This window comes from Streptomyces sp. NBC_01591, from assembly GCF_035918155.1.
Classification (GTDB): domain Bacteria; phylum Actinomycetota; class Actinomycetes; order Streptomycetales; family Streptomycetaceae; genus Streptomyces.
On record NZ_CP109328.1, the window covers coordinates 525,704 to 549,686 of the forward strand.

Sequence of the window (23,983 nt, forward strand, 5' to 3'; positions counted from 1 at the left end):
TGGTAGCAATTGATGACGCCCACTGAAGCCCTTGAACCGTTGGAACGTCTCATCGCAGAGCGAGCCTGCGAGCGGCTGATCGTCGAGTTCGTGCGCCGCCTTGACCTGGGAGATCCGAGCAGTGTCGCGGACCTCTTCACACCTGACGGGGTGTGGGAGTGGCCCCACGGCGACCGCAGGGTGGAAGGGCGTGAGGCGCTCCGCAGCTACTTCGGTTCGCGTCCCAAGGACCGGCTGTCACGCCGCATGACTACGAACATCCTGGTCACGGTGAATTCCGCGTCGGCGGCCACCGCCACCTCCTACTTCGCCACTTACCGAGTCGACGGCTATACCGATGGCATGGTGCCCCCGAGGCTTCCCGCCAACGTGGGCCACTACGAGGACACGTTCCGGAAGATCGAGGACACCTGGCTCCTCACCAGCCGAGTCACGCACCTACCATTCGGCGGAGAGACGGTGCGAATCAGTCACCCCGACCAGTCCTGACTGCGGGGCCCAACCTGGCTATGTCCACCGAGTGGGTCGCCCACTCCAAGACCGACCAGGCCGTGGCCCACCCCTCCGACGAGATCGATTACGTACCGCCTGTTCAGGAAGCAGGACAGCAGCTACGGGGAGATCAGCGCCGAGCCCGGCATCCCGAAGGCCTTCCTGCACCGCTGCCTACAAGGGGGGCGGCACTGGAGGTGCTGCGGCGTTCAGGCCGGACGGCGCCTCCACCGGAGACAGGTCAGCCACGGCGGCCCGCACCCGTGGTTGCCGCGGTGCGCGGCCTCGGGGCCAGTGCCGCGCGCAGCGCCGGGGTGAGGATGTGGCGGGTCTCGGACGGGGTGAGGGTGGCGGGGGTGGGGAGGGGGTTGAGGTAGCGGGTGTAGATGAGGCCGCCGAGGATCGTCACCACGGCCGTGGCGCGTGCGGCCGCGTCCCGGCCGCCGAGGAATTCAACAAGCCGGGCCAGCAGCTCGTGTTCCAGGTACTCGCGGATCACCTCGGCGGCCTCGTCGCCCCGGGCGGTGAGCTGTCGGAAGTCGGCGTCCTCCCACAGGTCGGTCACCGCGTCGATCAGGCGGTCGGGGAGGGTGGCCGGGTCGCCGCCGAGGACGTCGTCCACCGCCAGCGCGTTGGCGCACTGGAACTGCATCACGTCCGCGAACAAGCCCTTCTTCGAGCCGAAGTGGTACGCGATCAGCGCCGGGTCGACCTCGGCGGCCCCGGCCACCGCGCGCAGAGTGGTGCGCCGGTAGCCGCGCTCCAGGAAAAGCGCACGGGCCGCCGAGACGATCGACTCGCGGGTCGGCGGGTTGCCGCGGGGGCGGCCTCGGGTGCGGGCGGAGGCAGGAGCGGCGTTATTCATCAGCGTTGAGCCTGCGTTCGGTGATCGGGACAGTCAAGGGCGTTCCGCGAACCACACGAAGGGATGACCCGACACCATGCCTATCGCAGTCTTCGGCGCCAACGGACCGACCGGCCGCCACCTCACCGGCCAGGCCCTCGCCGCCGGCCACGAGGTCGTCGCCGTGACTCGCCGCCCCGGCTCTCTCACCGAGCGGCCCGGCCTCGCTGTGGCCGTAGCCGACGCGACCGACCCGGCGGCCGTCGACGCCGCGATCGACGGTACCGACGCCGTCCTCTCCGCGCTGGGCGCGCGCTTCAGTTCCCGGCCGCCACACGGGCCTTCCTCACCCGCCCCCGTACAGCCACCCTTACCTCCCTGCGCCCCGACGGCATCCCGCACGTCACCCCCGTCCGCTTCACCTTCGACGCGGCCACCGGCCTGGTCCGGGTGACCACCCGGGCGGGAGCGCGCAAGGCCCGGAACGGGCGGCCCGTCAGCCCGTGTCGCGCTCTGCCAGGCGGACGGCTTCCGCTGGGTCACCCTCGAAGGCCGGGCCACCGTCACCGACGACCCCGTACGCCTGGCCGAGGCGGTCCGCCGCTACACCGCCCGCTACCGGGTGGCCCCGCCCACCCCGCCGGACCTGGCCGTCATCGAGATCGCCGTCGAACGCGTTCTGAGCCTCAACCTCTGAATCCCCTTACGGAAAGCGAAGTGACACCGCGATGCCCACCCTCCCCGTCCTCGACTCCACCCTCCACTACCGCGAGTCCGGCGACCCCGACGGGCTGCCGTTCGTCTTCCTCCACGGCAACCCCACCTCCTCCCACCTGTGGCGGAACGTCCTGCCAGGGGTGGCCGCGCCCGGCCGCCGCCTGCTGGCCCCCGACCTCATCGGCATGGGCGACTCCGGCAAGCCCGACCTCGCCTACTCCTTCGACGACCACGCCCGGTGCCTCGACGCCTGGTTCGACGCCCTCGGCCTTGCCGAGGCCGTCCTCGTCGGCCACGACTGGGGCGGCGCGCTCGCCTTCGACCGCGCCGCCCGTCTCCCGGGCCGCGTCCGCGGCCTCGCCTTCACAGAGACGATCATCAAGCCGCTGGTCGGCAACGAGTTCCCGGCGGCGGGCCGGGAGCTGTTCACCCTGCTGCGCACCCCCGGGGTGGGCGAGGAGATGATCCTGGAGAAGTCGCTGTTCATCGAGGGGCTCCCGGACACGCTCGCCACGCCGCTCGACCCAGCCGACCTGGAGGTCTACCGCCGCCCCTTCCCGACCCCGCACAGCCGCCGCCCGGTACTGGCGTGGACGCGCATGATGCCGCTGGACGGCGAGCCCGCCGACATCGTGGCCCGCATCGAGCGCTACGACGCCTGGCTGGCCGCCAGCCCCGAAGTCCCCAAGCTGCTCGCCGCGTTCGAGCCCGGCCCGGGCGCGATGACCGACCGGGGGACGGTGGCCTGGTGCGAGGAGAACATCGCGGGCCTGGAGGTCTCCCACCACGGCCTCGCCGGCCACCACTCCCCGGAGGACCGCCCCGAGGAGCTGGCCGCGGCGATCAGCGCCTGGGCGGACCGCCACGAACTGGTGTGCCAGTAGGCCCAGTTCTTGCTCCCGGCCGTGCCGGATCGTCCCGGAGGCCGGGACGATCCGGCACCAGCGCAATCAAACAGATCAGCGACTGTGCTGGTGCTGATCAAGCCAAGCAGGCTCACGTCTTCTGCCGAGGTTGAGGCGTTCGCTCTTCGAACTCAGTTCTACGAGGTCCTGCTTGCTCACATACTTGATCGCTTCGGGCAGCTTCTCAGGCATGGGAGCAGGTCAGCCATCAACGGCCAGAACGCGATCTGCTGCACAGGACGCTACACAGACGGCCCACCCCGTGATGCCCCAGCACAAACAGTGACGACACCGACGTTTGGACAGCAGTACTCGCGACAGTTGATTACGCGACCTCACCAGCATCACTCACGGCCGGTTTCGGTGAACTCGCGAGGGTCTGTGAGACACGGACCAGGGGCCGAGGCCGGACTGGTGACGGCCCGCGCTGGGGGATATCCCCCGTTCCGAACCCGGGGTGTTCCGGATCGTGCGCCAGTCCGTTCGGGCCCGGACTGCTGGGAGTATGGGTCAAGATGGCCTAGGCAAGTGGCCGACGCGGATGAAGGAGGACACCTGTGAGTGCCCAGCCGGAGCACCCCTCGGACCCGAGAGTCCGCCCGATCCCGCACACGATCGACGCGGTGGCCGGCGCGCTGGCCGGGGCCAAGCGCATGGCGTTCTACGCGGAGATCGGCCGGGCCGAGGAGGGCGAGGCCATCAACCGCGTCCTGCGGAAGTGGTGGATGGAGGCGATGTTCGAGAGCCGTCCCGGCCGCGACCAGCGCCTCGCGGACACCGCCGCAGGCCTCCGACTCATCCCTCTTCCGCCCCTGACCGGTGAGAACGAGTGAGCGCTCCCGGCCGCCGAGGCTGGACCCTGTTCCTTGCAGAGGACCCTGCCGGTGTCCTGGAGACGATCCGCAGCGAAGACCGCGAACTGCACGACCAACTGGTGCGTTTCCTCCGGGCCCTTGCCATCGAGGCCGGCGCCGCGATCGACGCCGACAAGGAGCCGCCCGGCCTGCCCATGGGAGATGGCCGGTACAACCTCGACGTCCCCCGGCTCCCGGTCCTGATCAGCTACACCCAGTACTCGGGCCTGCGAGAGTTCCGGGTGACGGACCTCCTCTGGCTCGGCTGACAGGCTCATCACAGAAGCGACCCCCGGCAGGGAAGTGTTGGGCGGCGAGGCTGCGAAGGTGGAGATTGTCGTTCCCGAGGGCGGCGGACGCGCCAAGTTGTCGGTGGACAAGCTCGGCGCGGTGGGTGAGCCGGAGCCGCTGACCTGGCTGAAGAACACCACGGAGGCGATGCTCCCCAGGATCGACCTGCCGGATCTGTCGTTCGGGGTCCACTCCTGGACCCGGGTTCCTCGACAGCCACGTCTCCGAGCGACGCACCCGCGTGGAGGACCTGCTCGTTTCCCTGGTCGGGCTGCTGGTCGCGCTGCTGTCTCGCAGAGCTGCGACGAGGCCGCCGTCCTCCACCAGGACATCACCCGCCGCCGCACCGCCGTGCTGAAGCGGGCCCAGACCGACAAGCTCATCGAAGAAGCGGCCGACCTCGACTGGGTGCGCCGGGTCTACTACGCGCTCATCGGGGAGTCCCTGCGCGGCAACGCGGACGGCGCCGACCCGGACGCTCTCGCCGCCCGCATCATCGACACCTTGCTGGGCGGCGCCGGCCCGCGCGCCTGGGTGGAACAGGTCATCGGCCGGATGCGGGACCGGCTCGAAGCGGGCTCAGCGCAGGCGTGGCAGCAGGCCGCTGCGGCGTGGCACCGGGTGGTCGACCTCGCGGCCCCCGGGCCCATCCCCGGCTTCCTTCTCCGAGCTACGAGATCGTCCGCCAGGGCAAGACGGTCCAGCTGCCCCGGGTCACGCCGCACCCCGGTGCGGTCATCTCCCACACTGCGGTCGTACGGGTCGGTCAGCTGCTGTTCGGTGCGCACTGGCAACCGGAGGAGCGGCCCGGCGAGCCCCGGTCCCGTACTGTCTCGAAAAATCGCAATCAACACCTGGCGGTACTCAGCCCTTGCCGGACCGCCACACCCAGCGGAGGGCATCGGGGAGCAGGACGCCACCATGGTTGGGGCTGTGACCGCCGTCGCCCAGGACCAGGCGGAAGTCGTAGCCGGCTTCCGCGAGCGCGGCCGCGACGCGCAGGTTGTTGGCGAGCCAGTTCCTCTCGGGCTCGTTCCAGCGCAGGTCACGATGGCCGGCTTGAAGGAAAGCGCGCAGCGGCTTGCGGGGAACGCGGGGAATGAGTTCGGGGTAGGGGTTGCCGCCGGGCATCTGCGTGAAGCTGGACAGGAACGCGGTGATCCGGCGGAACTTGTCGGGGCGCAGCCATGCTGCGGTGAAGGCACAGTTGCCGCCGCTGCTGCCACCGCAGATGCCCCACCGATCGGGGTCCTCGGCGATCGAGTAGCGCTTCGTGACCTCAGGGATGATCTCGCTCAGGAGAAAGTTGACGTACCGATCGTCGAACGCGTCGTACTCGGTGTTGCGGTTCTTCGGATCCTCAGCGCCGGGGAAGACACCAGGGTCGACGAACACCCCGATGGTGACCGGGATGTCACCCCGGTGGACGAGGTTGTCCAGGACGATCGCGCCGCGGACTTCCCCATCCGGGTCCAGGTACCACCATCCGTCCTGGAACACCATGAGCGACGCCGGCTTGGAAGGGTTGTAACGTGCGGGCACGTGGACCCAGAACTTCCGGGACGTGCCGGGGTAGATCGCGCTGTCGTTCCAGTCGAACTCGATCGTCTCGCCGGCGGGCACGCCGGGCTGTGCAGCAGAGTCGGGGCCGTGGGCGTAGCGAACGTCTGACTGGTGAATCGGAAGCGGCTGGTAGGGCACCTCGATCGTCACGCGGGCCAACCTAGGAGGGATCGCGACCCGACTCAAAGGGGTTTAGGGTCTGTTGTGAAAGTGCTGGTCACAGCAATTCGTTGAGGCCGTTCAGAGTCGATCTGCTCGCGAGCTTGCGAACGTCGGTGATGCGGCCTCCGTCGACGCCGGAGTCGTAGGCGGGATTCCCTGGACGACAGCGTTCTGGTCTTCGCGCAGGGCGGAGTTGATTCCCGCGAGGTCGCGAGCCCGCTGTAGGGGATTTCGTCGAGCCATGTCGGTAGGTGTGAGGCGTCGCGGTCGTCGAGCATGTCGGCCAACTGGCGTACCGGTTCGTGGGTGGGACGTAGTTCGGCGGCGTGCGTTCTCCGAGGGCTCGCACGTGCCGCAGCAGCGTGTCCAACATGCGGGTGAAGCACGGCTCCCGCGGTGGTCGTCCGCCGAAGTTCGACTCGGAAGACCACAAGGCCCGGCACGCAGTCGAGTGCGGCATCAATCAGCGGGGTTCACGTTCCATGCCGTGGGCAGATCGCTGCCGCAGAAGACACAGACGAAGTCGTCTTCACGCACGATCGAGTGTTCCTGGCAGTCAGGACAGCGTCGGAACACCACCGCGTGGGTGAAGCCGGACGGCCGCCCGAGCCTTACGCAATCCAGGGCCTGGGCGACCGCCGGCCATGAACTGGTGTCCGGGCAGTACCCGGTCGAGTGGTTGCTGACATCGCCCACGACCCACCGGCCTGCCTGGCGGTTGAATCCGACCTCGCCGGCGCTCAGGACCGATCCGCCACCGGCACAGGCCACATGCTCGCTTCGTCGTGGCGCCAGCCGAAGCATGCCTTCCATGTCGACCACGAAGGTGAACGGCTCGACAAGCTCGGCCGCCGATCGCTCTGAAATCCAGCTGTTGAAGTCAGCCGCCGAGCCGATCCGACAGCCGCCACTGCCGGGCCGGACCGCAGCTTTCAGATCAGCCGGCCCCACGTACCGATAACTGCGCCCCTGCATGCTCACACGAGCCAACGTAGAACACTTCCGACACACGCCCTGGTCCCGGCCGCCCAGGCAGGCCCGAGGCGACAACCGCGTGCGCGCCCCACACCACCGGCGTGTGCAGGGCCGTCAGCGCGCCGCACCCGGCAGGTGCGATCGCCGAATTCAAGGACGGGACCCACAACTACGCGTAGCTTCTGCATCGTTGTGACCGTGGTGTCGGGGGCATCTGTGATCTGGGTGGCAGCGCATTGCCCTCGTAGGCCCGCTGCGAGGCATTCAGGCTGCTTGGCGTCGTGGGCGCATACCCGCAGGGTCCGGTCTCCCTGACGGGCGCGGTACGGCCGGTATGTCCCCGTGCCATTGCGGGACGGGCAGGACCGGAGTGCAGCGGGCTCGGAGCTTCTGGTCGGTACTGCCCGTCGATCACGGACGATCACGGAGGATCACGGACCAGCGTGGCGGCGGGGATCTGAGCGGCCTGATCAACGCTCCGCGGTGCAGTTGCAGCCACTCGCGGAAATCGAACCAGAAATTCGGAATACCCGAATGTGTGTTTTATCGAAATTGTGGGTTCATGGCTGCATCGAGCCCCGGTGTATTCGGTCGGATGCTCACGATCAGGTGATTTCTTCCGGGGTTCTCCCGAAGGGGTGGGCCGCTTCGTAAGATGCTTATTAAGTACCGATGCGCCCATAATGGCAAAGTGGGTTCTTGGTTCCATATTCAACTCAAGGGAAAATATGTTCTCGAGGAAGAGGAGCGTTGCGCGCACCATGGCCGCAGCGCTGGCCGTAGCCGCCACGTTCACCCTGGCCGGGCCGGTCGGAACGGCTTCCGCCATTGACCACGTCACCTGCGACCCCGACGCAGACTTCTTGAAGATCTGGTCGCACAGCGGTGATCGTCAGAGCGTGGACTGCTACGCGAATGGCGGAAAGATCGACTTCGGTAATTGGTGGATCGACCAGATCTCCACGGGGAACAACGACGTGAAGTACTACGACGCCAATGGCGATGTGGTGAAAATCCCGCGGTGGAGTAATATCAAGTACACGAATACGCCGAAGGTCAAGGCCATCGAAATTCTGTAAGGGCTGCTTCCGGGGACGTTCGAAGTCCCGCTGAGCACAGGCATCCGCAGGCCGTAACGGGCTGAGGAGTCCGCGTCGGCCCGCTACGGACGCAACGAAGCTCCGGTCGAACGGGGTGACCTTCCCAAGTCACCCTGAACCGCCGGAGCTTCGGTGTGCCGCCACCTCTCCTGTAGGTCGCGCTCCTTGGCAACAAAGGTGTTCGTCGCTTCCTTGCCGAGGACGAGGAAGTCGGAGTAGCCGGCGAGGTTGGCGAGATGCATGTCGAGAGGAACGCTCCGGGGCCACGGCACGTGCCGGTGGACGAAGCCGAGCTCGGGCGGCAGTCCGCGGAACCGAGCGGGCCTGCGAAGTGATGGGCATACGAACATTGTTGAGGGCCCACCGTCACCGTCACCGTCGTCATTGCCTCGATCCGGTTCCGGTTCCGGCTCCGGTTCCGGCTCCGGACCCGGCTCCGCCCATGATCCGCCGGACAGAACCTGGCGGTGAGGCGCCCGAAATCCAGTGGAGCAGTGCCGCTGTGCGCCATTACCGTGCTGCCGAGCCAAGTCGTCTGGTCAAGGACATGCCGTTGTACACCTTGTGAGACCTCCCGAGTGCTGATCTGTCGCGCGTCGCACATGTGCGCCGTGCTGATTTCTGCTGCGGTCTTCTCACTGGAACCGGTGTACTTCTGTGCTCAACAACTGGGTTGTCATGCCCACCTGCCTGCCTCTCGTCCTCCGCCGTTGCCACACGTGCGCGTCCGAGCGCTTCCGGGCGAGCGGCAAATTCCGCGTCAACGCAAACCACAAGCTCCTCGACGCCTGGCTCCTCGTGCTCTGTACCGCTTGCGGGGAGACTGCAAAGCTCACGGTCCTGGAGCGGGTGAATGTGCGCTCCGTACGGCCTGAGTTGCTGGACCGGCTGCATGACAACGACCTTGGTCTGACGGCTGAGTTGCTCCAGGATCCGGTCGTGCGGCGCCGTAATCGCATCGCCCTCGACTGGGACAACGCTTGGCGCCTCGACACCGGCGGATCGGATCACCTGGACCGCGAGGTGATCGACGTCTCGGTCCGCTTTGCGGCGCGGATCCCTGTCCGGCCGGTGCGACTGATCGCTGAAGGTTGCGGTCTTTCGCGGGCCGAGGTCGAGAGACTGATCACGGAGGGGAGTCTCGTTTCGGCAGTCCGGCTGAGCGGCAAGCTCTCCGGCGACTTCACCTTCACGCTCAAGCGCTGAGCCCTCCTCTGGACCAGGGCCTGTCCGGCGAGCTCTGCCGGACAGGCCTCAGCGGTCTCCCACGGGGTGGCCGGCGGATTGCGCGGCCCATGAAGCGAGGATGCGCAGACGGTCGTGGCTGGGTGTGCCGGGCTCGGCGGTCAGGGTGATGAGTTGCTGGTCGGGGTCTTCGGTGCAGGTGAGGAAGGACCAGTCGAGGGTGAGCCGGCCGACGATCGGATGGTGCAGGACTTTCGTGCCCGTGACCTGGACGGCGGCGTGATGGGCGCCCCACCACCGCCGGAAGTCGGGGTCCTGAAGTGACAGCTCACCGGTGCCGCCTTCACGTGGCTGTGCCAGTTCGACGGAACCTCGGTAGAAGCGGAACGGTCCGCTCACGTTCTCGTACACGAACCGCCTGTCGGTGATCAGCTCAACGATCCTCTCGTGCGAGACGGCTCGGCCGGTACGAAAGACTCTGGTGTCTCCGGCCTGCTGCGGATCGCCCGGAGCGCCGACTCCGACCTCAACGGCGTCGATCGGTGACCACAGGGGCCACGTACCTGCGCGGACCCGCGAGGAACGCCGCAGCCGACTCGGCGTACAGGTCACCCGCCTCCCGGTGGGCCGGCAGCGACCGCAGGAGGTGTTCGACGACCGGGTCGTCCATGCCCAGTCCGGCGGATGACGGCTTGTCCCGCCGTGCACAGCACGAGATGCAGGTCGGAGGTTCCAGGCAGCAGCAGGTCCTCGACTTGGCGCGCGTGCGCGTAACTCTGCACGAGCAGCGATCGCCAGTTGGCGTCATTCCAGCTGCAGTAGCTGCGCCGTACGTACTTCGCCATGTCGATATCGCCGTACGGTGCCGAATCGAGATCAGGTGAATCGAACACAGGTGGTTCCTAGTGGCATTCGATGCGGACGCGAAGCCCGGCTGCCCGGACGAAGCCCGGCTGCCCGGACGAAGCCTGGCCGCGCGGACGAAGCCCGGCTGCGTCCTTCCCCGCCCGGACAGGACCTGACCGCCGCCGACTTCGGTGTCAGCCGGTCTTGGTCGCGAAGGGGGAGCCTTCGCCGAACGCGAGCCGCCCGAAGTTCTCGCCGATGCGGCGGTGTCCTGCCGGATCAGGGTGGACCTCGTCGGGCAGCGGGAATTCGGCGTAGTCCTTCTCGCCGTAGAGGTCACGGCCGTCGAGGTAGTGCAGGTTCGGGTCGTCGGCCGCCCGCTGTTCGGCGATCCGGGCGAGTTCGTCGCGGATGATGTTGAGCGTCAGGCGTCCGGCGGCGCGTTCGGCCGGATCGCCCGTGGCCCTGAACCGCAAGGTCCCGCCGTCGAAGTCGGGTGCGAGAGGGCCGGGGGTGTCCTCCTGGACCGGGCACAGGATGGGCGACACGACCAGCAGCGGCGTGGTCGGATGCCCCTCGCGGATGGTGTCGAGGAATCCGTGCACCGCAGGGCCGAAGGCACGCAGGCGCATCACGTCGCTGTTGACGACATTGATGCCGATCTTCAGGCTGATCAGGTCCGCGGGGGTGTCCCGCATCGCACGGGCGGTGAACGGATCGAGCAGCGCGCTGCCGCCGAACCCCATGTTGACCAGCTCCACTCCGCCCCGGGCGGCTGCCAGGGCCGGCCAGATTGCGGTCGGGTGGGCGGCGTTCGAGCCGTGGCTGATGGAACTGCCGTGGTGCAGCCACACCCTGCGCCCGCGGTCCGGCGCCGGCTCGACGGGGGCATCGGTGCGCAGGGCGATCAGCTCGGTGATCTCCGTATGCGGAAGCCAGATCTCGACGTCCTTGTCATGCCCGGGCAGACCGGTGAACCGGGCGGTGCCGACAGGCCCCTCGGACAGCTCGGAGGACTGGGTGATCATGTCGGTGATCGTGCGCACGTTTCCGCCCGCCACCGTGGCCTGGGCAGCGAGACGGCCATCGACCAGCAGGTCGTACACGCCGTCGGCCGGGGCCGGAAAACCTCGGTGGACCCGCTTGGTGGGCAGCGTGTCCAGATCGATGTTCGTGGCCCGGGTGCGGAAAGCCAACCGCACGCCGGAGGGCTGGGCCTCGGCCGTGGCCATTTGGTCGTCAGGCATCTGCCGGCGCGCCCGGGCGGGCAGACGATGCGGCAAAAGACCGTGTGCGGTCGCTTCCACGTCGAGGTGACCGCGCAGGATATCTGCGGTGACAGGTGTGGTGATCCAGTCGTGCTCGGTGTTCATGGCCTCAGCCTTGCTCAAGATTTTTGGTATCAGATGCGCCGGTGCCCGGCGCGGCCTACCGCCTCCGGCGGTGCGGCCCTCATCCGGTCAGCGTGTGGCGCGGTTCCGTAGCAGAGCGTCGAGGGAGCCCACGATCCAGGCCCAGGACTCCTGCGCGTCGGGGGCGCTGTGCTCGAAGCCGCCGGCCAGCTCCAGGCTGACGTAGCCGTGGAAGACGCTGCCCAGCATCCGGACCGCGTGCGTCTGGTCCGGCTCCGTCAGGTCGTAGCCACGCAGGATCGCCCGCGTCATCTGTGCGTGCCGCACCCCGGCGCTGGCGGCCGCCGTCTCGGGATCGAGCCTGAGACGGGCGGCGGCGTAGCGCCCGGGGTGCTCCCGGGCGTAGTCGCGGTAGGCATCCGCGAAGGCGGCCAGGGCGTCCTTGCCGGCACGTCCGGCCAGGGCATCGGCGACCCGGTCGGCGAGTTCCTCCAGCGCGAACAGCGCGATCCTGGTCTTGAGGTCCTGGGAGCCCTTCAGGTGCGAGTACAGACTCGCGACCTTGACGTCGAACCGCCGGGCGAGCGCCGAGACGGTCACCTGATCGAAACCGACCTCGTCGGCCAGTTCCGCCCCTGCCAGGGTCAGACGCTCCGATGTCAGTCCTACTCTAGCCATAACCTTCCTCCTATCTAGCGAGAATCATTATGCATTTGCCTAAAGCTTTTAGGCAAACTAGCCTGCCGTTTATGAGACCCCTGACCGCGCGGGAGATCCGCACCGCCTTCGTGAACTGCACCAAGGGCGAGGCCAAGCGCCTGTTCATCCCCCACGACCTGGCCGAGCGACCCTGGGACGACCTGGACTTCCTCGGCTGGAGGGACCCCCAAGCCCCCGACCGGGCCTACCTCGCCACCGAGCTGGACGGCCGCCTGATGGCGCTGGCCCTGCGCTGCCCCAGCACCACCTCCTGGCAAACGCGGCGCAGCATGTGCTCGATGTGCATCACCACCCACACCGGCGGCGTCTCGCTCATGGTCGCCGCGAAAGCCGGCAAGGCGGGACAGCAGGGCAACTCCGTGGTCGCCTACATATGCAGCGACCTCGCCTGCCCGCTGTACGTGCGGGGCAAGAAAGACGCAGGCATCGGTGCACGGCTCCACGAGTCGCTCACCTTGGAGGAGAAGATCCAGCGGACCGTTACGAACCTCACGGCGTTCATCGCCAAGGTCACCGCATGACACAACCAGCCACGCACATCACGCTGTGAGTTGTCGCGTTCACTGTGCTGTTCAACGTGTCGATCATCGGCTGGGGCATGTTCGTCCGCTCCGAGCCGCGATAGAGGACCGGGGGAGGGGGGCAGGGCGGGCTTCTGGTGTGAACTGACAGCATGGGCTCATGGATGATGCAGTGGGCCCCGGTGAGTTCGTTGTGCGCCGCGCGAGTGAGTCGGAGTCGGACGCGCTGGTCGAAATCGACGCGGTCGCGGTCGAAGGTGACGTCGGGCGACGGGCGAGCATCCGAAGGTGGTGCGAGCAGGGCCTGGTGGTCGTAGCGGAAGACGCGTCCGGCCTGGTCGGCTACTGCGTGGTTGAGTACACGTTCTTCGAACAGGGCTTCGTCACAATGCTGATGGTGGCCCCATCGGCCCGCGGCAGAGGGGTTGGTCATCGGTTGCTGGACGCCGTGGCTGCCTCGTGCACGACCTCGAAACTGTTCACCTCGACCAACGTCTCCAACCAGCCGATGCAGCGACTGCTCCAACGAGCCGGATGGAGCCCGGTCGGCCTTCTCCACGGCCTCGACGAGGGCGACCCCGAGCTGTTCTACCTCTGCCGACCGCAGACCGGGCGGATGCACCTGTGATCGGTGACCTGTGACGTGAAGCGGACCGCACGGGTTCATGGGATGTGTCGTCCCGATGGGCCCGCGCGGCCTCAATCGCGGACCATGCCCGCTGGCGTATCGAAGGCACACCCCACGTAGCCTTTCTCCCGTGCCAGCCTCCCGCCTGTATCGCGTCGCCGTCCTTGTGCTCGAAGGTGCGAAGCCGCTCGATGTCGGAATTCCCGCGCAGGTTTTCGCGACCCGCGCGAGCATGCCGTACGAGGTGCGGGTGTGCGGGGCGGCACCCGGTCTCGTGACCGGCGGCGACGGCCTGTCGTACGGCGTCGCCCACGGCCTCGACGCACTTGCGTGGGCCGACATCGTCTTCGTCCCCGGCTACCGGTTTCCGGACCGCGACGACCCCCCGCGGGCCGTCCTCGACGCACTGATCGCTGCCCATGCCCGGGGCGCGCGGCTCGCCGCCATCTCGACGGGCGCCTTCGCGCTCGCCGCCACGGGCCTGCTCGACGGCAGGCGCGCCACGACGCACTGGCACTACACGCGGGCACTGGTGGCACGGCATCCGCTCGTTCAGGTCGACGAGAACGTTCTGTTCGTCGACGAGGGCAGCGTGCTGACGTCGGCCGGCGCCGCCTCGGGCATCGACCTGTGCCTGCACATCCTGCGCGGCGACCTCGGAGTGGCCGCGTCGAACCATGCGGCCCGGCGCCTTGTCGCGGCCCCTTACCGCAGCGGCGGTCAGGCGCAGTACGTGCCACGCAGCGTGCCCGAGCCACTCGGCGAGCGGTTCGCCGCCACCCGCGAGTGGGCGCTGCACCGGCTCGGCGAGCCCCTCACCCTGGAGGCGCTCGCCCGGCATGCGGCGGTGTCGCCGCGCACGTTCTCGCGGCGCTTCGTCGAGGACACGGGATACACGCCGATGCAGTGGGTCATGCGTGCCCGCATCGACCTGGCCCGCGAGCTGCTCGAGCGTTCGGAGCGGAGCGTCGAGCAGCTCGCCACCGACGTCGGTCTCGGCACCGGTGCCAATCTGCGGTTGCACTTTCAGCGGATCCTCGGCACGACACCGAGCGAGTACCGGCGCACCTTCACCCAGGGCGAGTAGTCCGCTGCCACGTGGCGAGATCCTTTTGAACCGTGGCGATCATGCCGCTGTCGCGGGCGGACGCAACACGCGAAATTGATGGCGAACCGAAGGGACACCATTCATGACTCGCATCGCCATCAACGGATTCGGCCGCATCGGACGCAACGTGCTCCGCGCGCTGCTCGAGCGCGACAGCGACCTCGAGGTCGTCGCCGTCAACGACCTCACGGAGCCCGTCACCCTCGCGCGGCTGCTCTCCTACGACTCGACGGCCGGCCGGCTCGGTCGCCCGGTGACCGTCGATGGGGACGCCCTCGTTGTGGACGGCCGCCGCATCACGGTGCTCGCCGAGCGCGAACCGGCGCAGCTGCCGTGGGCCGAGCTCGGCGTGGACATCGTGCTCGAGGCGACCGGCCGCTTCACGTCGGCCAAGGCCGCCCGCGGCCACCTCGACGCGGGCGCGAAGAAGGTGCTCGTCAGCGCTCCGTCGGAGGGCGCCGACGTCACGCTCGCGTTCGGGGTCAACACGGATGCGTACGACCCGGACGTGCACACCATCGTCTCGAACGCCTCGTGCACGACCAACGCGCTGGCGCCGCTGGCTGCGGTGCTCGACGACCTCGCCGGTATCGAGCACGGCTTCATGACGACGGTGCACGCCTACACGCAGGAGCAGAACCTGCAGGACGGTCCGCACCGTGACGCCCGCCGGGCCCGTGCCGCCGCTGTCAACATCGTGCCGACCACGACGGGCGCCGCCAAGGCGATCGGCGTCGTGCTGCCGAACCTCGACGGCAAGCTGTCGGGTGACTCGATCCGCGTGCCGGTTCCGGTGGGCTCGATCGTCGAACTCAACACAACTGTCACCCGCGACGTGACGCGCGACGAGGTGCTGGCCGCATACCGCGTCGCAGCGGAGGGGCCGCTCGCCGGCGTACTCGAGTACTCGGACGACCCGCTCGTGTCGTCCGACATCACGGGCAATCCGGCTTCGTCGATCTTCGACTCGGCCCTCACCCGCGTCGACGGGCGCCACGTCAAGGTGGTTGCCTGGTACGACAACGAGTGGGGCTTCTCGAACCGCGTGATCGATACGCTCGAGCTCCTCGCCACCCGCTGACCGGACGCCAGGGCGGTACCCCACCTCCGGTGACCGTGCCGCCCAGCACCTTCTGTGAGCGCTCTGGTCGGTCAGTCGGGCCGACTGGAGCGCTCAGTCACAACAGTCCGATGGACGGGCCGGTGCGGACGCTGGTCGACCTGGCGCTCGCGTCGGTCGCGGGCGGCTCCGCCTGTCACCCGATCCACAGGGAATTCACGTTTCCTTTCGGTGGCCGTGAGCGCCGGATCCGCTGTCCGCCCGCCGGTCGAGGCGCAGCGTCGCGACGCCGTGCGAGCCCAGCCATTCCAGGAGACCGTCGAGAACCGGCAGTTGCTCGATGTGATGGACCCCGGCGGGCAGGGTGCCGCCCATCAGTTCCCGGGCGACATAGGCAGCGACCAGGCCACTGACGCGGCTTTGCGCACGCCCGGAGAGGCCGTACGCGGCGTGCCGGTCACCGTTCCGGGCGTCGGCCCGTACGGCGAAGGCGTCACCGCCGGTGTGGATGCGGCGGAAGAGACCGGTCAGCATCCGCCGCGCACCTGGCCGGCGAGCGACGCGCAACAGTCCTGCACGCCGCAGAGCGAACAGCATCCCGGTCAGCGGCCGCGAATCGAGGCAGAGCCGGGTGGTCACGTCCGGCACGCCGAGAGTATGCGGCAGCGTGTGCTGATCGGAGAACGGGAACTGGTGCGCGGTCCGGGTTCCGAAGCCGGGGAGGGCGGCCCGCTCCGGGGGAGCGGTGGCGGGCTCGGCCAGACCTTCGACCGTCCAGCGCACGGCGTCGACTCCGTGCCGTTCACCGGAGCCGAGCAGCACCGTCAGGCGGAGGCTCCTGGCGCCGTCGACGGCGTCATGAGCACGTCGGGCGAGCAGGTTCGTCAGGCCGGGAGCGACTCCGACGCTGAGCAGTGCGGTGGCTCCGGCGTCGACAGCCAGATCGTTCAGTTCCGCAACCGCGTCGAGCCGCCGCCGGGTGGCTCCGACGTCGACGAGGTGGATCCCGCGTTCCAGACAGATCCGGGCGGCGCCCGCGTCCGGGGGCTCGACGCACAGAACGATTACGGCGACATCGCCGAGCCCGTCCAGCACTTCCCGGAAGTCGTCGGTGTCGGACACGTCGACCCGGACTCCCCCGCTCTGCCGTGCCCGCGCCTCATCGCGCCCGCCGGGAATCACCCGGCCGGGAAACCATGTGTCGAGTGTGGACGTCACGGTCGCGCCGACGGATCCGTAGCCGCCGACGACCAGGATCCGTCCCGTGGAACCACCAATTTTCGCTGTAGTCATGCTCCAATGAAATACACTGTAGTGTCACTACAGTCAAAATGTGGAAACAAGGAGAGTGCACGTGACAGCCCCCGTCACCCGCGCGGAGAAGGCCCGCCGCACGCGCCTGCGGATGCTTGACGCGGCCACCCGGCTCTTCATCGAGCGCGGCTGGGCCGGTGCGACAGTGGAGGACATCGCCCGTTCCGCGGAAGTCGGCACGCAGACCGTCTACTTCACCTTCCGCAACAAACGCGCCCTGCTCAAGGAAGTCCTGGACAGCACGATCGCCGGCGACTCGGACCAGGTGGCGACCCTGGACCGACCCTGGGCCCGGCAGGTCGTCGAGGAGCCGGACCCGGCCGCGCAGCTCGCCCTCCAGGCCGCCGGAGCCCGCCGGATCCTGGAACGCGCCGCGCCGGTCCTGGAAGTCGTACGCGGCGCGGCGGCCTCGGACCCGGCACTGGCCGAGCTGTGGCGGATCAACCAGGAGCAGCGGTACGCCGTTCAGCTCCGCTTCGCCCAGGCCCTCACGGAAAAAGCCGGCGGATCGCTGCGGGACGGACACGATGCCGCGTCGGCCGCCGATGTCGCACTGGCGATTCTCGGCCCGGAAACCTACGGCCTGCTGATCACCGGCCGCGGCTGGTCCCCGTCACGATGGGAGCAGTGGGCCACGGACACACTCGTACGGCAGCTGCTCCCATGAGGCCCCGGTCGGCACCGCTGGAAGATCGCGTCGGGCTCAGTCGGCCGACCCCACGTAACCCGGCAGCCGCTCCATGAACTGCCCGACGGTGGCGACGGGCTCCGGCCAGTCCAGGCCGCGCGCGAGGCGTGTGATCTGCGGTGGCTCCAGGCCGTACCGCTCGAGTTCCCGGTCCGGCCCCAGCCAGTCGGTCGTCGGCACGTCCAGGTGGATCCGGCCCTCGGCCATGACCAGCACCCGGTCGAAGTTCTCGGCGCAGAAGTCCATGTCGTGAGTGATGGCGAGGACCGTCTTGCCGCGTCCCGCCAGCTCGGACACCAGCCCCCCGATCGCCTCGACGGACCGGTGGTCCTGACCGGTGGTGGGCTCGTCGAGGACCACGACCGCTGAGTCCATCGCGAGCACGGACGCCAGGGTGACGCGCTTGCGGTCGCCCAGCGAGAGGTGGTGCGGATGCGCCGCGGCCAGTTGCGTCAGGCCCATCGCCTCCATGGCCCAGGCGACCAGCTCCGCCGTGCGCCCGGCCGAGAAGCCGAGGTTGCGCGGCCCGAACCGGACCTCCGCCTCGACCGAGCGGGCATGGAGCTGGTCGTGCGGATTCTGGAAGACGTATCCGACCTTCCGGGCCAGTTCGGCCACCGAGTGGTCGGCCGTGTTCCAGTCGTCCAGCCACACGCTTCCGCTCGACGGCCGGGCGATTCCGATGAGGTGCCGGGCGAATGTGCTCTTGCCGGCGCCGTTGGACCCGACGATCGCCACCCGCTCGCCGGGGTCGATGGTGACCGACACCCGGTCCAATGCCAGGGCGCCGTTGGGATAGCGGTAGACCAGGTCTTCGACACGTATGGTCATGAGAGACCTCCGGTGGCGATCGCGCTGCGGGACATGGCCGCGAAACCGGCCACCGCGGGTTCGAGAGAGACGGGCAGCGAGCGGCCGTCGGGCCACAGTCCCTGTTCCTGTGCCAGTCGCGCCGCGCGGGTGTAGCGGGTCGTGCCCACCGCCCATTCGTCGAGCCGCGGATCCGCGAGTACGACGTCCGGCGGCCCGTCCAGGACCAGTCGGCCTTCGGCCAGTACCAGCAACCGGTCGGCGAACCGGGCCAGTTGCTCCAGTTTGTGCTCCATCAGCACCACCGTGATGCCCCGGCCTCTGAGACCTTCCAGCACATCGAAGACCAGGCGGCTGCCTGCCGGGTCCAGCTGGGAGGTCGGCTCGTCGAGCACCAGCACCGACGGCCGCATCGCCAGCATCGAGCCGAGCGCCACCATCTGCTGCTGGCCGCCGGAGAGTTCGTAGGGCGAGCGGTCCGCGAGCTCGTCGATACGCAGCTCGTGCAGCACGTCGTCGACCCGCCGGATCATCTCCTCGCGCGCCACCCCCAGGTTTTCCAGGCCGAAGGCGAGTTCCTCGCGGACGGTGAACTTGGCGCCGGATATCTGGTTGAACGGGTTCTGCAGCACCATGCCCACCGTGCCCGCCAGTTCATTGACCGGCGTCTCGGGGACGATCCGGCCGCCGACCTTCACCTGGCCCACCAGTTCGCCGCCGGACAGATGCGGGATCGTGCCGCTGATCGCTCCGGCCAGGGTGGTCTTGCCCGCTCCCGCCGCCCCGACAACTCCGCAGATCTGCCCGGCCGGAACAGTCAGAGTGATCGAGCGCAGTGCGGCGTCGTTCGCGGTCGGATAGGCATAGGACAGGTCTTCGAACTCAATCACCGTACGACTCCCAGTACGTTGACCGCGACAGCGCCCGCGGCGATGACGCACATGACGATTCGGGCCGCACGCTGGGCGCGCGTGTCCGGAACGGGAACAAGAGCGGTGGGTTTGCGGGTCGCCCCGAAAGCGCGGGCCTCCATCGCGGCCGCCCGCTCCTCGACTTCGGCGAACGCGCCCAGGATCAGCGGTCCGACCATGGGCAGCAGGGCCCTGGCGCGCTGGCGCGCGGTCCGCAGCTCCAGGCCGCGGGCCTGCTGGGCCCGCAGGATGCTCTGCGCCCGGCCGCGGAAGGCCGGAATGATCTGAAGGGTGGTGGAGACGACGTAACCCGTGTTCGACGACATTCCACGCTGGGCCATGGCACTCATCAGCGTTCCGGGGTGAGTGGTGAGCATCAGGAAGAAGAAGCCCCCCATGAGCACCAGAATGCGCAGCGAGGTCTGGGCGGCGAAGATCAGACCTTCCTGCTTCACGCTCAGGGGGCCCCACTGGGCGACGATCGCGGATGGCTCCGGGAAGAACAGCCCCTGGATGAGAAAGACCACGACGAGTACGGGCGTGTAGAAGACCAGCATGAGTCTGAGGAACCGGCGCAGCACTCCGGCGGCCAGGACGGCCGGGAGCACGGTCACGGTAAGCAGCAGCAGTGGCCACCAGACCATGGTCAGGGCGAAAGCAGCGACGGTGGTCGTCAGGGCGAAGACGAGTTTGGTGACTGGATTCAGCCGGTGCATCGCGCTTTGGCTCCGGACTGCGAGGGCGAGGGCCATGGCACTCACACCCCCTTCGCGGCGACGGAGCTGCGGCCGAATACACCGTGCTGTCTGGCGAAGGGGAAGCGGTGGCGGAAACTGGCCGGCAGCCCGCCGAGGATGGCGAGGGCGAGAGCGACGGTCAGCGCCTTGTCGAGGGGGTCGGCGACCAGTCCCTGGAGGCTGGCCGCTTTCAGCATCCCGTGCCCGTAGGCCTGGAAAGTCGCGATGAGCGCCGACTGGCCGACGGAGCCACTCGCGTTCCCGAATACGAACGCCGTGATCGGCGCGGAGATCGTGCCGGCTATGACACCGATGAACACACCGGCCAGAAGAGCGGTGGCAGTTCTGCGGAACCAGCCGTAACGGGCGAAGACGCCGGCGGTGAATCCGATCGCCGCGGCGGTGACGGCGTACGGCAGCGCGCCGGGCGTGATCGTCATTCCGACGATGATGTTGGCGAGCGCCCCGGTGGCCGCACCGGCGGCCGGACCTGCGAGAACCGCCACCAGCACGGTGCCGATGGAGTCGAGCTGAAGCGGAATTCCGCTGAAGTAGACGATCTTCCCCATCACGATGTTGGTGGTGATCGCCATGGGGAGCAGCGCCACTGTCGAGGTGGGCATTCTCGCCATGGAACCGGACACGATCAACATGGCGCCGACGGTATAGCCGACCAGTGCGAGAAGTGCCGCGGAACCGCCCACTCCGTGCGACGAAGTGGGTCGCGCAATGATGAGACCCGCGTAAGTAATAACGATAACTAGGGCGCCTGAACCAATGCGCCACCGTTCGGAAAGATACAGCGATCCGACTTTATCAAGGTCCGTCATCGCGTTATTCCGCCCCTTTTTGGCCCCCTTTCTCTCGAGAGGGGAAATGGACCGAAGAAAGTATTACAGGTGAGTTACGGGCTGGACGCTAACATGATCGTCCGGGGGCCACAAGGGCGCGTCGGCAAGGTGGCTCGATCTTGTTTTGACGGGGAATTATTCGTTGACAAGCGGCCTTCTGGGCTGGAAGTGTCGGCCGGGCTGCGGGGTCGGAGCGCTGACCGGGGGGAGCTGGTCGTAGTGACTGATAGTTCGGTTCGCCTTTACTCGGATTTAAGGTTTCGGTACTGCGCGCACAAGGTGTGACGCCATCCACCACCCCCCCTTCGGCGAGGACCCTTCCGCCCCCTCCGCTTTCTGGCTGTCGCGCACGGCGTTGTCGTTGTGCGGTTTTACTCAAAGAGGGAAGGTCGCTTTGTCCACCTATGAATCCTTTGCGGACGCCTATCTGGGCGGTCTGCACGCTGTCCTCACCGAAGGGAAAGAGGTTCCCTCGGTTGTCGACCCGCTGTCCAAAGCATCCGATTTCGGCAAGAACGACCGTCCTTACCGCGAATTGATAGCCAATACGTTGCGGGTGAACGACCCGCAGTCCTCCCTCGCGGTGACGCCGGCTCTGCCGGTGAACCTGTCGTACTGTTTCGGGTTGCTGGCCTGGTCGCTCGACGGCCGCAACGACGTCGACACTCCGGCCTACTACCGGCGCGGGGCGCATGAGTACTCCGACGACCAGCACACGCTCAGCGGCGCGTTCGGCCACCGGCTGCTGACCTCCAGCGGAGACCAACTGGAAGCCGTCGTCGAGCGGATCCGCAAGGACCCGGCGCACCGCCGCACCTTCGCCCTGGTGCTGGAGCCGGAGGACAACTTCCGCATGTCACGGGAGTATCCGTGCGCTGTCGGCGTTCAGCTCTTCCTCCGCGACGGGGCCCTGACCTGGATCACCGTGATGCGCGCCCAGCAGGCCCTGACGGTCCTGCCCTACGACGCCTTCCTGTTCATGGGTATGCACCAGTACGCCGCCTCGCTGCTGAACGTGGCCGTCGGTCCTTACATCCACCAGTCGGGCACGTTCCACTTCTACGAGAACGAAGTGGAGCTCGCCCGCAAGATCGTGGCCGAGCCGCCGACCCCCGCCCGGCTTCCCGCCTTCCCCGGATCCGCCGACGGCGCACGCGAGACGGCCCGCGAGCTGATCGACGTCGAGCGCCACCTGCGGGAGGCCGTCGGGGCCGGGGACAAGGCCGCCGTCGACAAGATCGCGGCGACCGAGACCTTGTCCGGCTTCGCCGATGTGGCGCGCGCCTGCCTTGCCACTCTCGCGTACCGCAAGCTCGGCGAGGCGACCGTCGTGGTGCAGTCGCCGGCCGCCTCCCGCGAAGTGGCCGACCTGATCGCCGCCATCTGACGCCCCATCACCAGCATCCCCATTTGCAAGAGGAATGAGACGCATACGTGAGGATTACGGTGCGGGAGCCGTCGGACCCCCTCTGTCCCCAGCCCGGCGTGCCCGAGGAGACGCTGGCAACGCGCCTCGCGCGCAGACGTGAGCGATTAGCGCACTCGTCCCCATCCGCGGGCGACGCGGCGTACCGCTACCCGATCATGGCCGCCCTGGTGCCGGTCGCCACCAGCCGCGGCGGTGAAGTCGCCTACCCCGGCGACCCGATGTGTCTGTACGCGGCCCTGTCCCTGAACATCGCGCGCTCGGTGGGACGGCGGACCGCGGGGCTGCCGGCCGAGCCGGACCTCGACGACGTCTACCCGGACTGGGGCGTCTACCCCGACGACGAGTACCGCAGGGCGGCCGGCGGCCGGCGGCAGGGCCTGATCGCCGACAACCCGACGACCGACGGCAAGGTCTTCGACCCGCGGGTCTGGGACGAGCAGGCGCGCGAGCGCTACGTCGCCGAAGTGAAAGCGCTGCGTCCCGAGGTCGTGCTGCTCAGCGCGGTCTCCGCGGGCCACCGCTACGCCCTGGAGATGGCGGAACTGGCCAAACGCCACGCGCCCGGCTGCCTGGTGATTCTCGGCGGCCGGCACACCGACGAGACGCTGCGCTACAACCAGGCCTCCAAGAGCGTCGATCTGGCCTGGTGCGGCACGGTCGAGGTGATCGGTGACGGGCGCTTCGAGCCGGTGGTCGACTTCCTGGTCTCCGGCGACGGCGCGCCCGGCCTCGACCTGCTGTTGCAGGCCGTCGCGCTGTGCGCCGGCCCGGAGGCCGGGAGGACCCCGGTGCGCGAGATCGTCGACGCACTCTGTCTCATCGCGCGCGAACGCGACGAGCTCGTCGGCGCCGCCACGATCGTCGGGCTGGAGGCGGACGAGGCCATCGTCGTACCCGTCCTGGGCAGACGGCTCTCGTCGGCCGAGATCTGCTCACCGTACGAGGCGTTCTCCATCCGGTCCCGGTTCGACGTCTTCGGGGGAACGGGGCTCGGCAGCCGTACGGCGCACATGATGACCCTGGACTCGTGCCCGTTCAAATGCACCTTCTGTTCCGAGAGCATCCAGGTCTCCAACCGGCCCACCCGGTTCGCGGTGAGCGAGACCGAGCATGTGGCCTCCCGCGTAAGGCAGTTGATGAGCTGGGGGGCCGAGGCCGTCTTCTTCGACGACCCCGTCTTCTGGGGCGGCAACTGGAAGGCCGTCATCGACTTCTGCCACGACCTGAGCGCCCAGCGCGCGGCGGACCCGGCGGACGGCCCATTGGAGTGGGGCGCCCAGCTCACCGTCGACGTCGTGCTCAACCGGGCCAAGTGGGCACAGGTGAAGGCCGGTCTGGACCTGATGCGTGAGAGCGGATGCACCTACATCTACATCGGCATCGAGAGCATGGCCGACCAGGTGATGGCCCACGTCGGCAAGAACCTGCTGCGCAGAAACCCCGAACCGTGGGTCGGCAAGGTCCGTGAGGCCCTTCAGACCATCAAGGCCCACGGGATCCGCGTGGGCAGTTCGGTGCTCTTCGGCCTCGACGGCGAGGACCGGAACACGATCGAGGAGACCATCGAGCAGATCGGCCGGCTCATCGACGACAACCTGCTGATCATGGCGAGCCCCAACATCCTGACCTACCACCCCGGCACGGCCATCACCGCCGCCCACGGCCAGGACCGGCTCGACTACCACTCACGCAAGCAGAACCGCCCGCCCTACACGTACTTCGAGGAAGCCTATCCGGAGGTCGTCTCCCAGCTTCTGACGGAGGATGACATCTGGTACATCCACGAGACCTCGGCGAAGCGATGGGGCACGGTCCGCAACAGCGCGGCCGAGCCCCTGTCCGAGGCGGCGGTGTCGTGAACCACTCCCCGAAAACCGGCGTACAGCACACGGACCGAACGCACCACGAGAACGGCCGCGA

23 protein-coding genes and 4 pseudogenes are annotated in these 23,983 nt (G+C 68.2%); 15 read left to right on the forward strand and 12 right to left on the reverse strand.

Annotation, left to right across the window (positions count from 1 at the left end; genetic code table 11):
* Window positions 1-12 precede the first annotated feature (12 nt).
* A complete protein-coding gene (locus OG978_RS43375) occupies window positions 13-489 on the forward strand; it encodes a nuclear transport factor 2 family protein (protein ID WP_326770599.1) in 477 nt (158 codons plus the stop codon).
* Window positions 490-733: 244 nt separating this feature from the next.
* Here OG978_RS43375 and OG978_RS43380 read toward each other — a convergent pair whose 3' ends face one another.
* Entirely contained in the window at window positions 734-1,357 is a 624-nt protein-coding gene (locus OG978_RS43380) for a TetR/AcrR family transcriptional regulator (RefSeq protein ID WP_326770600.1), read from the reverse strand.
* 76 nt (window positions 1,358-1,433) lie between these two features.
* Between OG978_RS43380 and OG978_RS43385 the strand changes: the two are divergent.
* The 5 genes and pseudogenes from OG978_RS43385 to OG978_RS43405 form a co-directional block, all read left to right on the forward strand.
* Window positions 1,434-1,667 (forward strand): annotated as a pseudogene (locus OG978_RS43385) (NAD(P)-dependent oxidoreductase); the annotation flags it as partial.
* 47 nt (window positions 1,668-1,714) lie between these two features.
* A pseudogene (locus OG978_RS43390) lies at window positions 1,715-2,033 on the forward strand (pyridoxamine 5'-phosphate oxidase family protein).
* A 25-nt stretch (window positions 2,034-2,058) separates the two neighbouring features.
* Window positions 2,059-2,937, forward strand: a pseudogene (locus tag OG978_RS43395) (haloalkane dehalogenase); the annotation flags it as partial.
* Window positions 2,938-3,515: 578 nt separating this feature from the next.
* Complete coding sequence (locus OG978_RS43400) at window positions 3,516-3,791, forward strand: hypothetical protein (protein WP_326770601.1); 276 nt, start codon at window positions 3,516-3,518, stop codon at window positions 3,789-3,791.
* Window positions 3,788-4,081 carry a hypothetical protein gene (locus OG978_RS43405; protein ID WP_326770602.1) on the forward strand — a complete coding sequence of 98 codons (294 nt, stop codon included), beginning with the start codon at window positions 3,788-3,790 and terminating at the stop codon, window positions 4,079-4,081. The genes OG978_RS43400 and OG978_RS43405 overlap by 4 nt, the downstream gene beginning before the upstream one ends.
* A gap of 886 nt (window positions 4,082-4,967) precedes the next feature.
* Here OG978_RS43405 and OG978_RS43410 read toward each other — a convergent pair.
* Together OG978_RS43410 and OG978_RS43415 are read right to left on the reverse strand one after the other, a co-directional pair.
* Window positions 4,968-5,816, reverse strand: coding sequence for an alpha/beta hydrolase (locus OG978_RS43410; RefSeq protein ID WP_326771054.1), 849 nt, complete (start codon window positions 5,814-5,816; stop codon window positions 4,968-4,970).
* A 471-nt stretch (window positions 5,817-6,287) separates the two neighbouring features.
* Window positions 6,288-6,803, reverse strand: coding sequence for a hypothetical protein (locus OG978_RS43415; protein ID WP_326771055.1), 516 nt, complete (start codon window positions 6,801-6,803; stop codon window positions 6,288-6,290).
* A 761-nt stretch (window positions 6,804-7,564) separates the two neighbouring features.
* Between OG978_RS43415 and OG978_RS43420 the strand changes: the two genes are divergently transcribed.
* A complete protein-coding gene (locus OG978_RS43420; RefSeq protein ID WP_442817882.1) occupies window positions 7,565-7,882 on the forward strand; it encodes a beta/gamma crystallin domain-containing protein in 318 nt (105 codons plus the stop codon).
* 678 nt (window positions 7,883-8,560) lie between these two features.
* Window positions 8,561-9,109, forward strand: coding sequence for a DUF1062 domain-containing protein (locus tag OG978_RS43430; RefSeq protein ID WP_326770604.1), 549 nt, complete (start codon window positions 8,561-8,563; stop codon window positions 9,107-9,109).
* 48 nt (window positions 9,110-9,157) lie between these two features.
* Here OG978_RS43430 and OG978_RS43435 read toward each other — a convergent pair.
* The 4 genes and pseudogenes from OG978_RS43435 to OG978_RS43450 all read right to left on the reverse strand — a co-directional run.
* Window positions 9,158-9,421 (reverse strand): annotated as a pseudogene (locus OG978_RS43435) (MmyB family transcriptional regulator); the annotation flags it as partial.
* 193 nt (window positions 9,422-9,614) lie between these two features.
* The gene (locus OG978_RS43440; protein WP_326770605.1) at window positions 9,615-9,758 is read right to left on the reverse strand and encodes a hypothetical protein; all 144 of its coding nucleotides are present in this window, start codon (window positions 9,756-9,758) and stop codon (window positions 9,615-9,617) included.
* Between the two features lie 370 nt (window positions 9,759-10,128).
* Window positions 10,129-11,307 (reverse strand): GDSL-type esterase/lipase family protein, encoded by a 1,179-nt coding sequence (locus OG978_RS43445; protein ID WP_326771056.1) that lies wholly within the window; start codon window positions 11,305-11,307, stop codon window positions 10,129-10,131.
* Window positions 11,308-11,394: 87 nt separating this feature from the next.
* Window positions 11,395-11,964, reverse strand: a complete 570-nt coding sequence (locus OG978_RS43450; protein WP_326770606.1) for a TetR/AcrR family transcriptional regulator — start codon at window positions 11,962-11,964, stop codon at window positions 11,395-11,397.
* Between the two features lie 71 nt (window positions 11,965-12,035).
* Between OG978_RS43450 and OG978_RS43455 the strand changes: the two genes are divergently transcribed.
* From OG978_RS43455 to gap, 4 genes are all read left to right on the forward strand, one after another.
* Entirely contained in the window at window positions 12,036-12,527 is a 492-nt protein-coding gene (locus OG978_RS43455; RefSeq protein WP_326770607.1) for an FBP domain-containing protein, read from the forward strand.
* Window positions 12,528-12,687: 160 nt separating this feature from the next.
* Window positions 12,688-13,155 (forward strand): GNAT family N-acetyltransferase, encoded by a 468-nt coding sequence (locus tag OG978_RS43460; protein WP_326770608.1) that lies wholly within the window; start codon window positions 12,688-12,690, stop codon window positions 13,153-13,155.
* Window positions 13,156-13,285: 130 nt separating this feature from the next.
* Window positions 13,286-14,242, forward strand: a complete 957-nt coding sequence (locus OG978_RS43465; RefSeq protein ID WP_326770609.1) for a GlxA family transcriptional regulator — start codon at window positions 13,286-13,288, stop codon at window positions 14,240-14,242.
* 103 nt (window positions 14,243-14,345) lie between these two features.
* Entirely contained in the window at window positions 14,346-15,344 is a 999-nt protein-coding gene (gap, locus tag OG978_RS43470; RefSeq protein WP_326770610.1) for a type I glyceraldehyde-3-phosphate dehydrogenase, read from the forward strand.
* Between the two features lie 195 nt (window positions 15,345-15,539).
* On the opposite strand, the gene OG978_RS43475 is transcribed toward gap, so the two are convergent.
* Entirely contained in the window at window positions 15,540-16,616 is a 1,077-nt protein-coding gene (locus tag OG978_RS43475; protein ID WP_326770611.1) for a saccharopine dehydrogenase family protein, read from the reverse strand.
* Window positions 16,617-16,728: 112 nt separating this feature from the next.
* Here OG978_RS43475 and OG978_RS43480 point away from each other — a divergent pair, with 112 nt between their 5' ends.
* Entirely contained in the window at window positions 16,729-17,304 is a 576-nt protein-coding gene (locus OG978_RS43480) for a TetR/AcrR family transcriptional regulator (protein ID WP_326771057.1), read from the forward strand.
* A 36-nt stretch (window positions 17,305-17,340) separates the two neighbouring features.
* On the opposite strand, the gene OG978_RS43485 is transcribed toward OG978_RS43480, so the two are convergent.
* Genes OG978_RS43485 through OG978_RS43500 form a run of 4 tightly spaced genes read right to left on the reverse strand, consistent with a single transcriptional unit; the run spans window position 17,341 to window position 20,406 of the window.
* Window positions 17,341-18,156: an energy-coupling factor ABC transporter ATP-binding protein gene (locus OG978_RS43485; protein WP_326770612.1), complete on the reverse strand. Its 816-nt coding sequence runs from the start codon at window positions 18,154-18,156 to the stop codon at window positions 17,341-17,343.
* Window positions 18,153-19,025: an energy-coupling factor ABC transporter ATP-binding protein gene (locus tag OG978_RS43490; protein WP_326770613.1), complete on the reverse strand. Its 873-nt coding sequence runs from the start codon at window positions 19,023-19,025 to the stop codon at window positions 18,153-18,155. The genes OG978_RS43485 and OG978_RS43490 overlap by 4 nt, the downstream gene beginning before the upstream one ends.
* Entirely contained in the window at window positions 19,022-19,762 is a 741-nt protein-coding gene (locus OG978_RS43495) for an energy-coupling factor transporter transmembrane component T family protein (protein ID WP_326770614.1), read from the reverse strand. Before OG978_RS43495 ends, OG978_RS43490 begins: the two co-directional genes overlap by 4 nt.
* A 41-nt stretch (window positions 19,763-19,803) precedes the next feature.
* Window positions 19,804-20,406 carry a hypothetical protein gene (locus OG978_RS43500; protein ID WP_326770615.1) on the reverse strand — a complete coding sequence of 201 codons (603 nt, stop codon included), beginning with the start codon at window positions 20,404-20,406 and terminating at the stop codon, window positions 19,804-19,806.
* A 622-nt stretch (window positions 20,407-21,028) separates the two neighbouring features.
* Here OG978_RS43500 and OG978_RS43505 point away from each other — a divergent pair.
* On the forward strand, window positions 21,029-22,021 hold the full coding sequence (locus tag OG978_RS43505) for a thymidylate synthase (RefSeq protein ID WP_326770616.1): 993 nt from the start codon (window positions 21,029-21,031) through the stop codon (window positions 22,019-22,021).
* Window positions 22,022-22,068: 47 nt separating this feature from the next.
* A complete protein-coding gene (locus tag OG978_RS43510) occupies window positions 22,069-23,922 on the forward strand; it encodes a B12-binding domain-containing radical SAM protein (protein ID WP_326770617.1) in 1,854 nt (617 codons plus the stop codon).
* Window positions 23,923-23,983: the final 61 nt, after the last annotated feature.

Bases quoted from the DNA above. Each gene is read 5' to 3' on its own strand.
- OG978_RS43375 (WP_326770599.1), top strand. From the start codon at position 13: ATGACGCCCACTGAAGCCCTTGAACCGTTGGAACGTCTCATCGCAGAG.
- OG978_RS43380 (WP_326770600.1), bottom strand. From the start codon at position 1,357: ATGAATAACGCCGCTCCTGCCTCCGCCCGCACCCGAGGCCGCCCCCGC.
- OG978_RS43415 (WP_326771055.1), bottom strand. From the start codon at position 6,803: ATGCAGGGGCGCAGTTATCGGTACGTGGGGCCGGCTGATCTGAAAGCT.
- OG978_RS43420 (WP_442817882.1), top strand. From the start codon at position 7,565: ATGGCCGCAGCGCTGGCCGTAGCCGCCACGTTCACCCTGGCCGGGCCG.
- OG978_RS43440 (WP_326770605.1), bottom strand. From the start codon at position 9,758: ATGGACGACCCGGTCGTCGAACACCTCCTGCGGTCGCTGCCGGCCCAC.
- OG978_RS43445 (WP_326771056.1), bottom strand. From the start codon at position 11,307: ATGAACACCGAGCACGACTGGATCACCACACCTGTCACCGCAGATATC.
- OG978_RS43450 (WP_326770606.1), bottom strand. From the start codon at position 11,964: ATGGCTAGAGTAGGACTGACATCGGAGCGTCTGACCCTGGCAGGGGCG.
- OG978_RS43455 (WP_326770607.1), top strand. From the start codon at position 12,036: ATGAGACCCCTGACCGCGCGGGAGATCCGCACCGCCTTCGTGAACTGC.
- OG978_RS43460 (WP_326770608.1), top strand. From the start codon at position 12,688: ATGGATGATGCAGTGGGCCCCGGTGAGTTCGTTGTGCGCCGCGCGAGT.
- gap (WP_326770610.1), top strand. From the start codon at position 14,346: ATGACTCGCATCGCCATCAACGGATTCGGCCGCATCGGACGCAACGTG.
- OG978_RS43475 (WP_326770611.1), bottom strand. From the start codon at position 16,616: ATGACTACAGCGAAAATTGGTGGTTCCACGGGACGGATCCTGGTCGTC.
- OG978_RS43480 (WP_326771057.1), top strand. From the start codon at position 16,729: ATGCTTGACGCGGCCACCCGGCTCTTCATCGAGCGCGGCTGGGCCGGT.
- OG978_RS43485 (WP_326770612.1), bottom strand. From the start codon at position 18,156: ATGACCATACGTGTCGAAGACCTGGTCTACCGCTATCCCAACGGCGCC.
- OG978_RS43495 (WP_326770614.1), bottom strand. From the start codon at position 19,762: ATGCACCGGCTGAATCCAGTCACCAAACTCGTCTTCGCCCTGACGACC.
- OG978_RS43500 (WP_326770615.1), bottom strand. From the start codon at position 20,406: ATGCCCACCTCGACAGTGGCGCTGCTCCCCATGGCGATCACCACCAAC.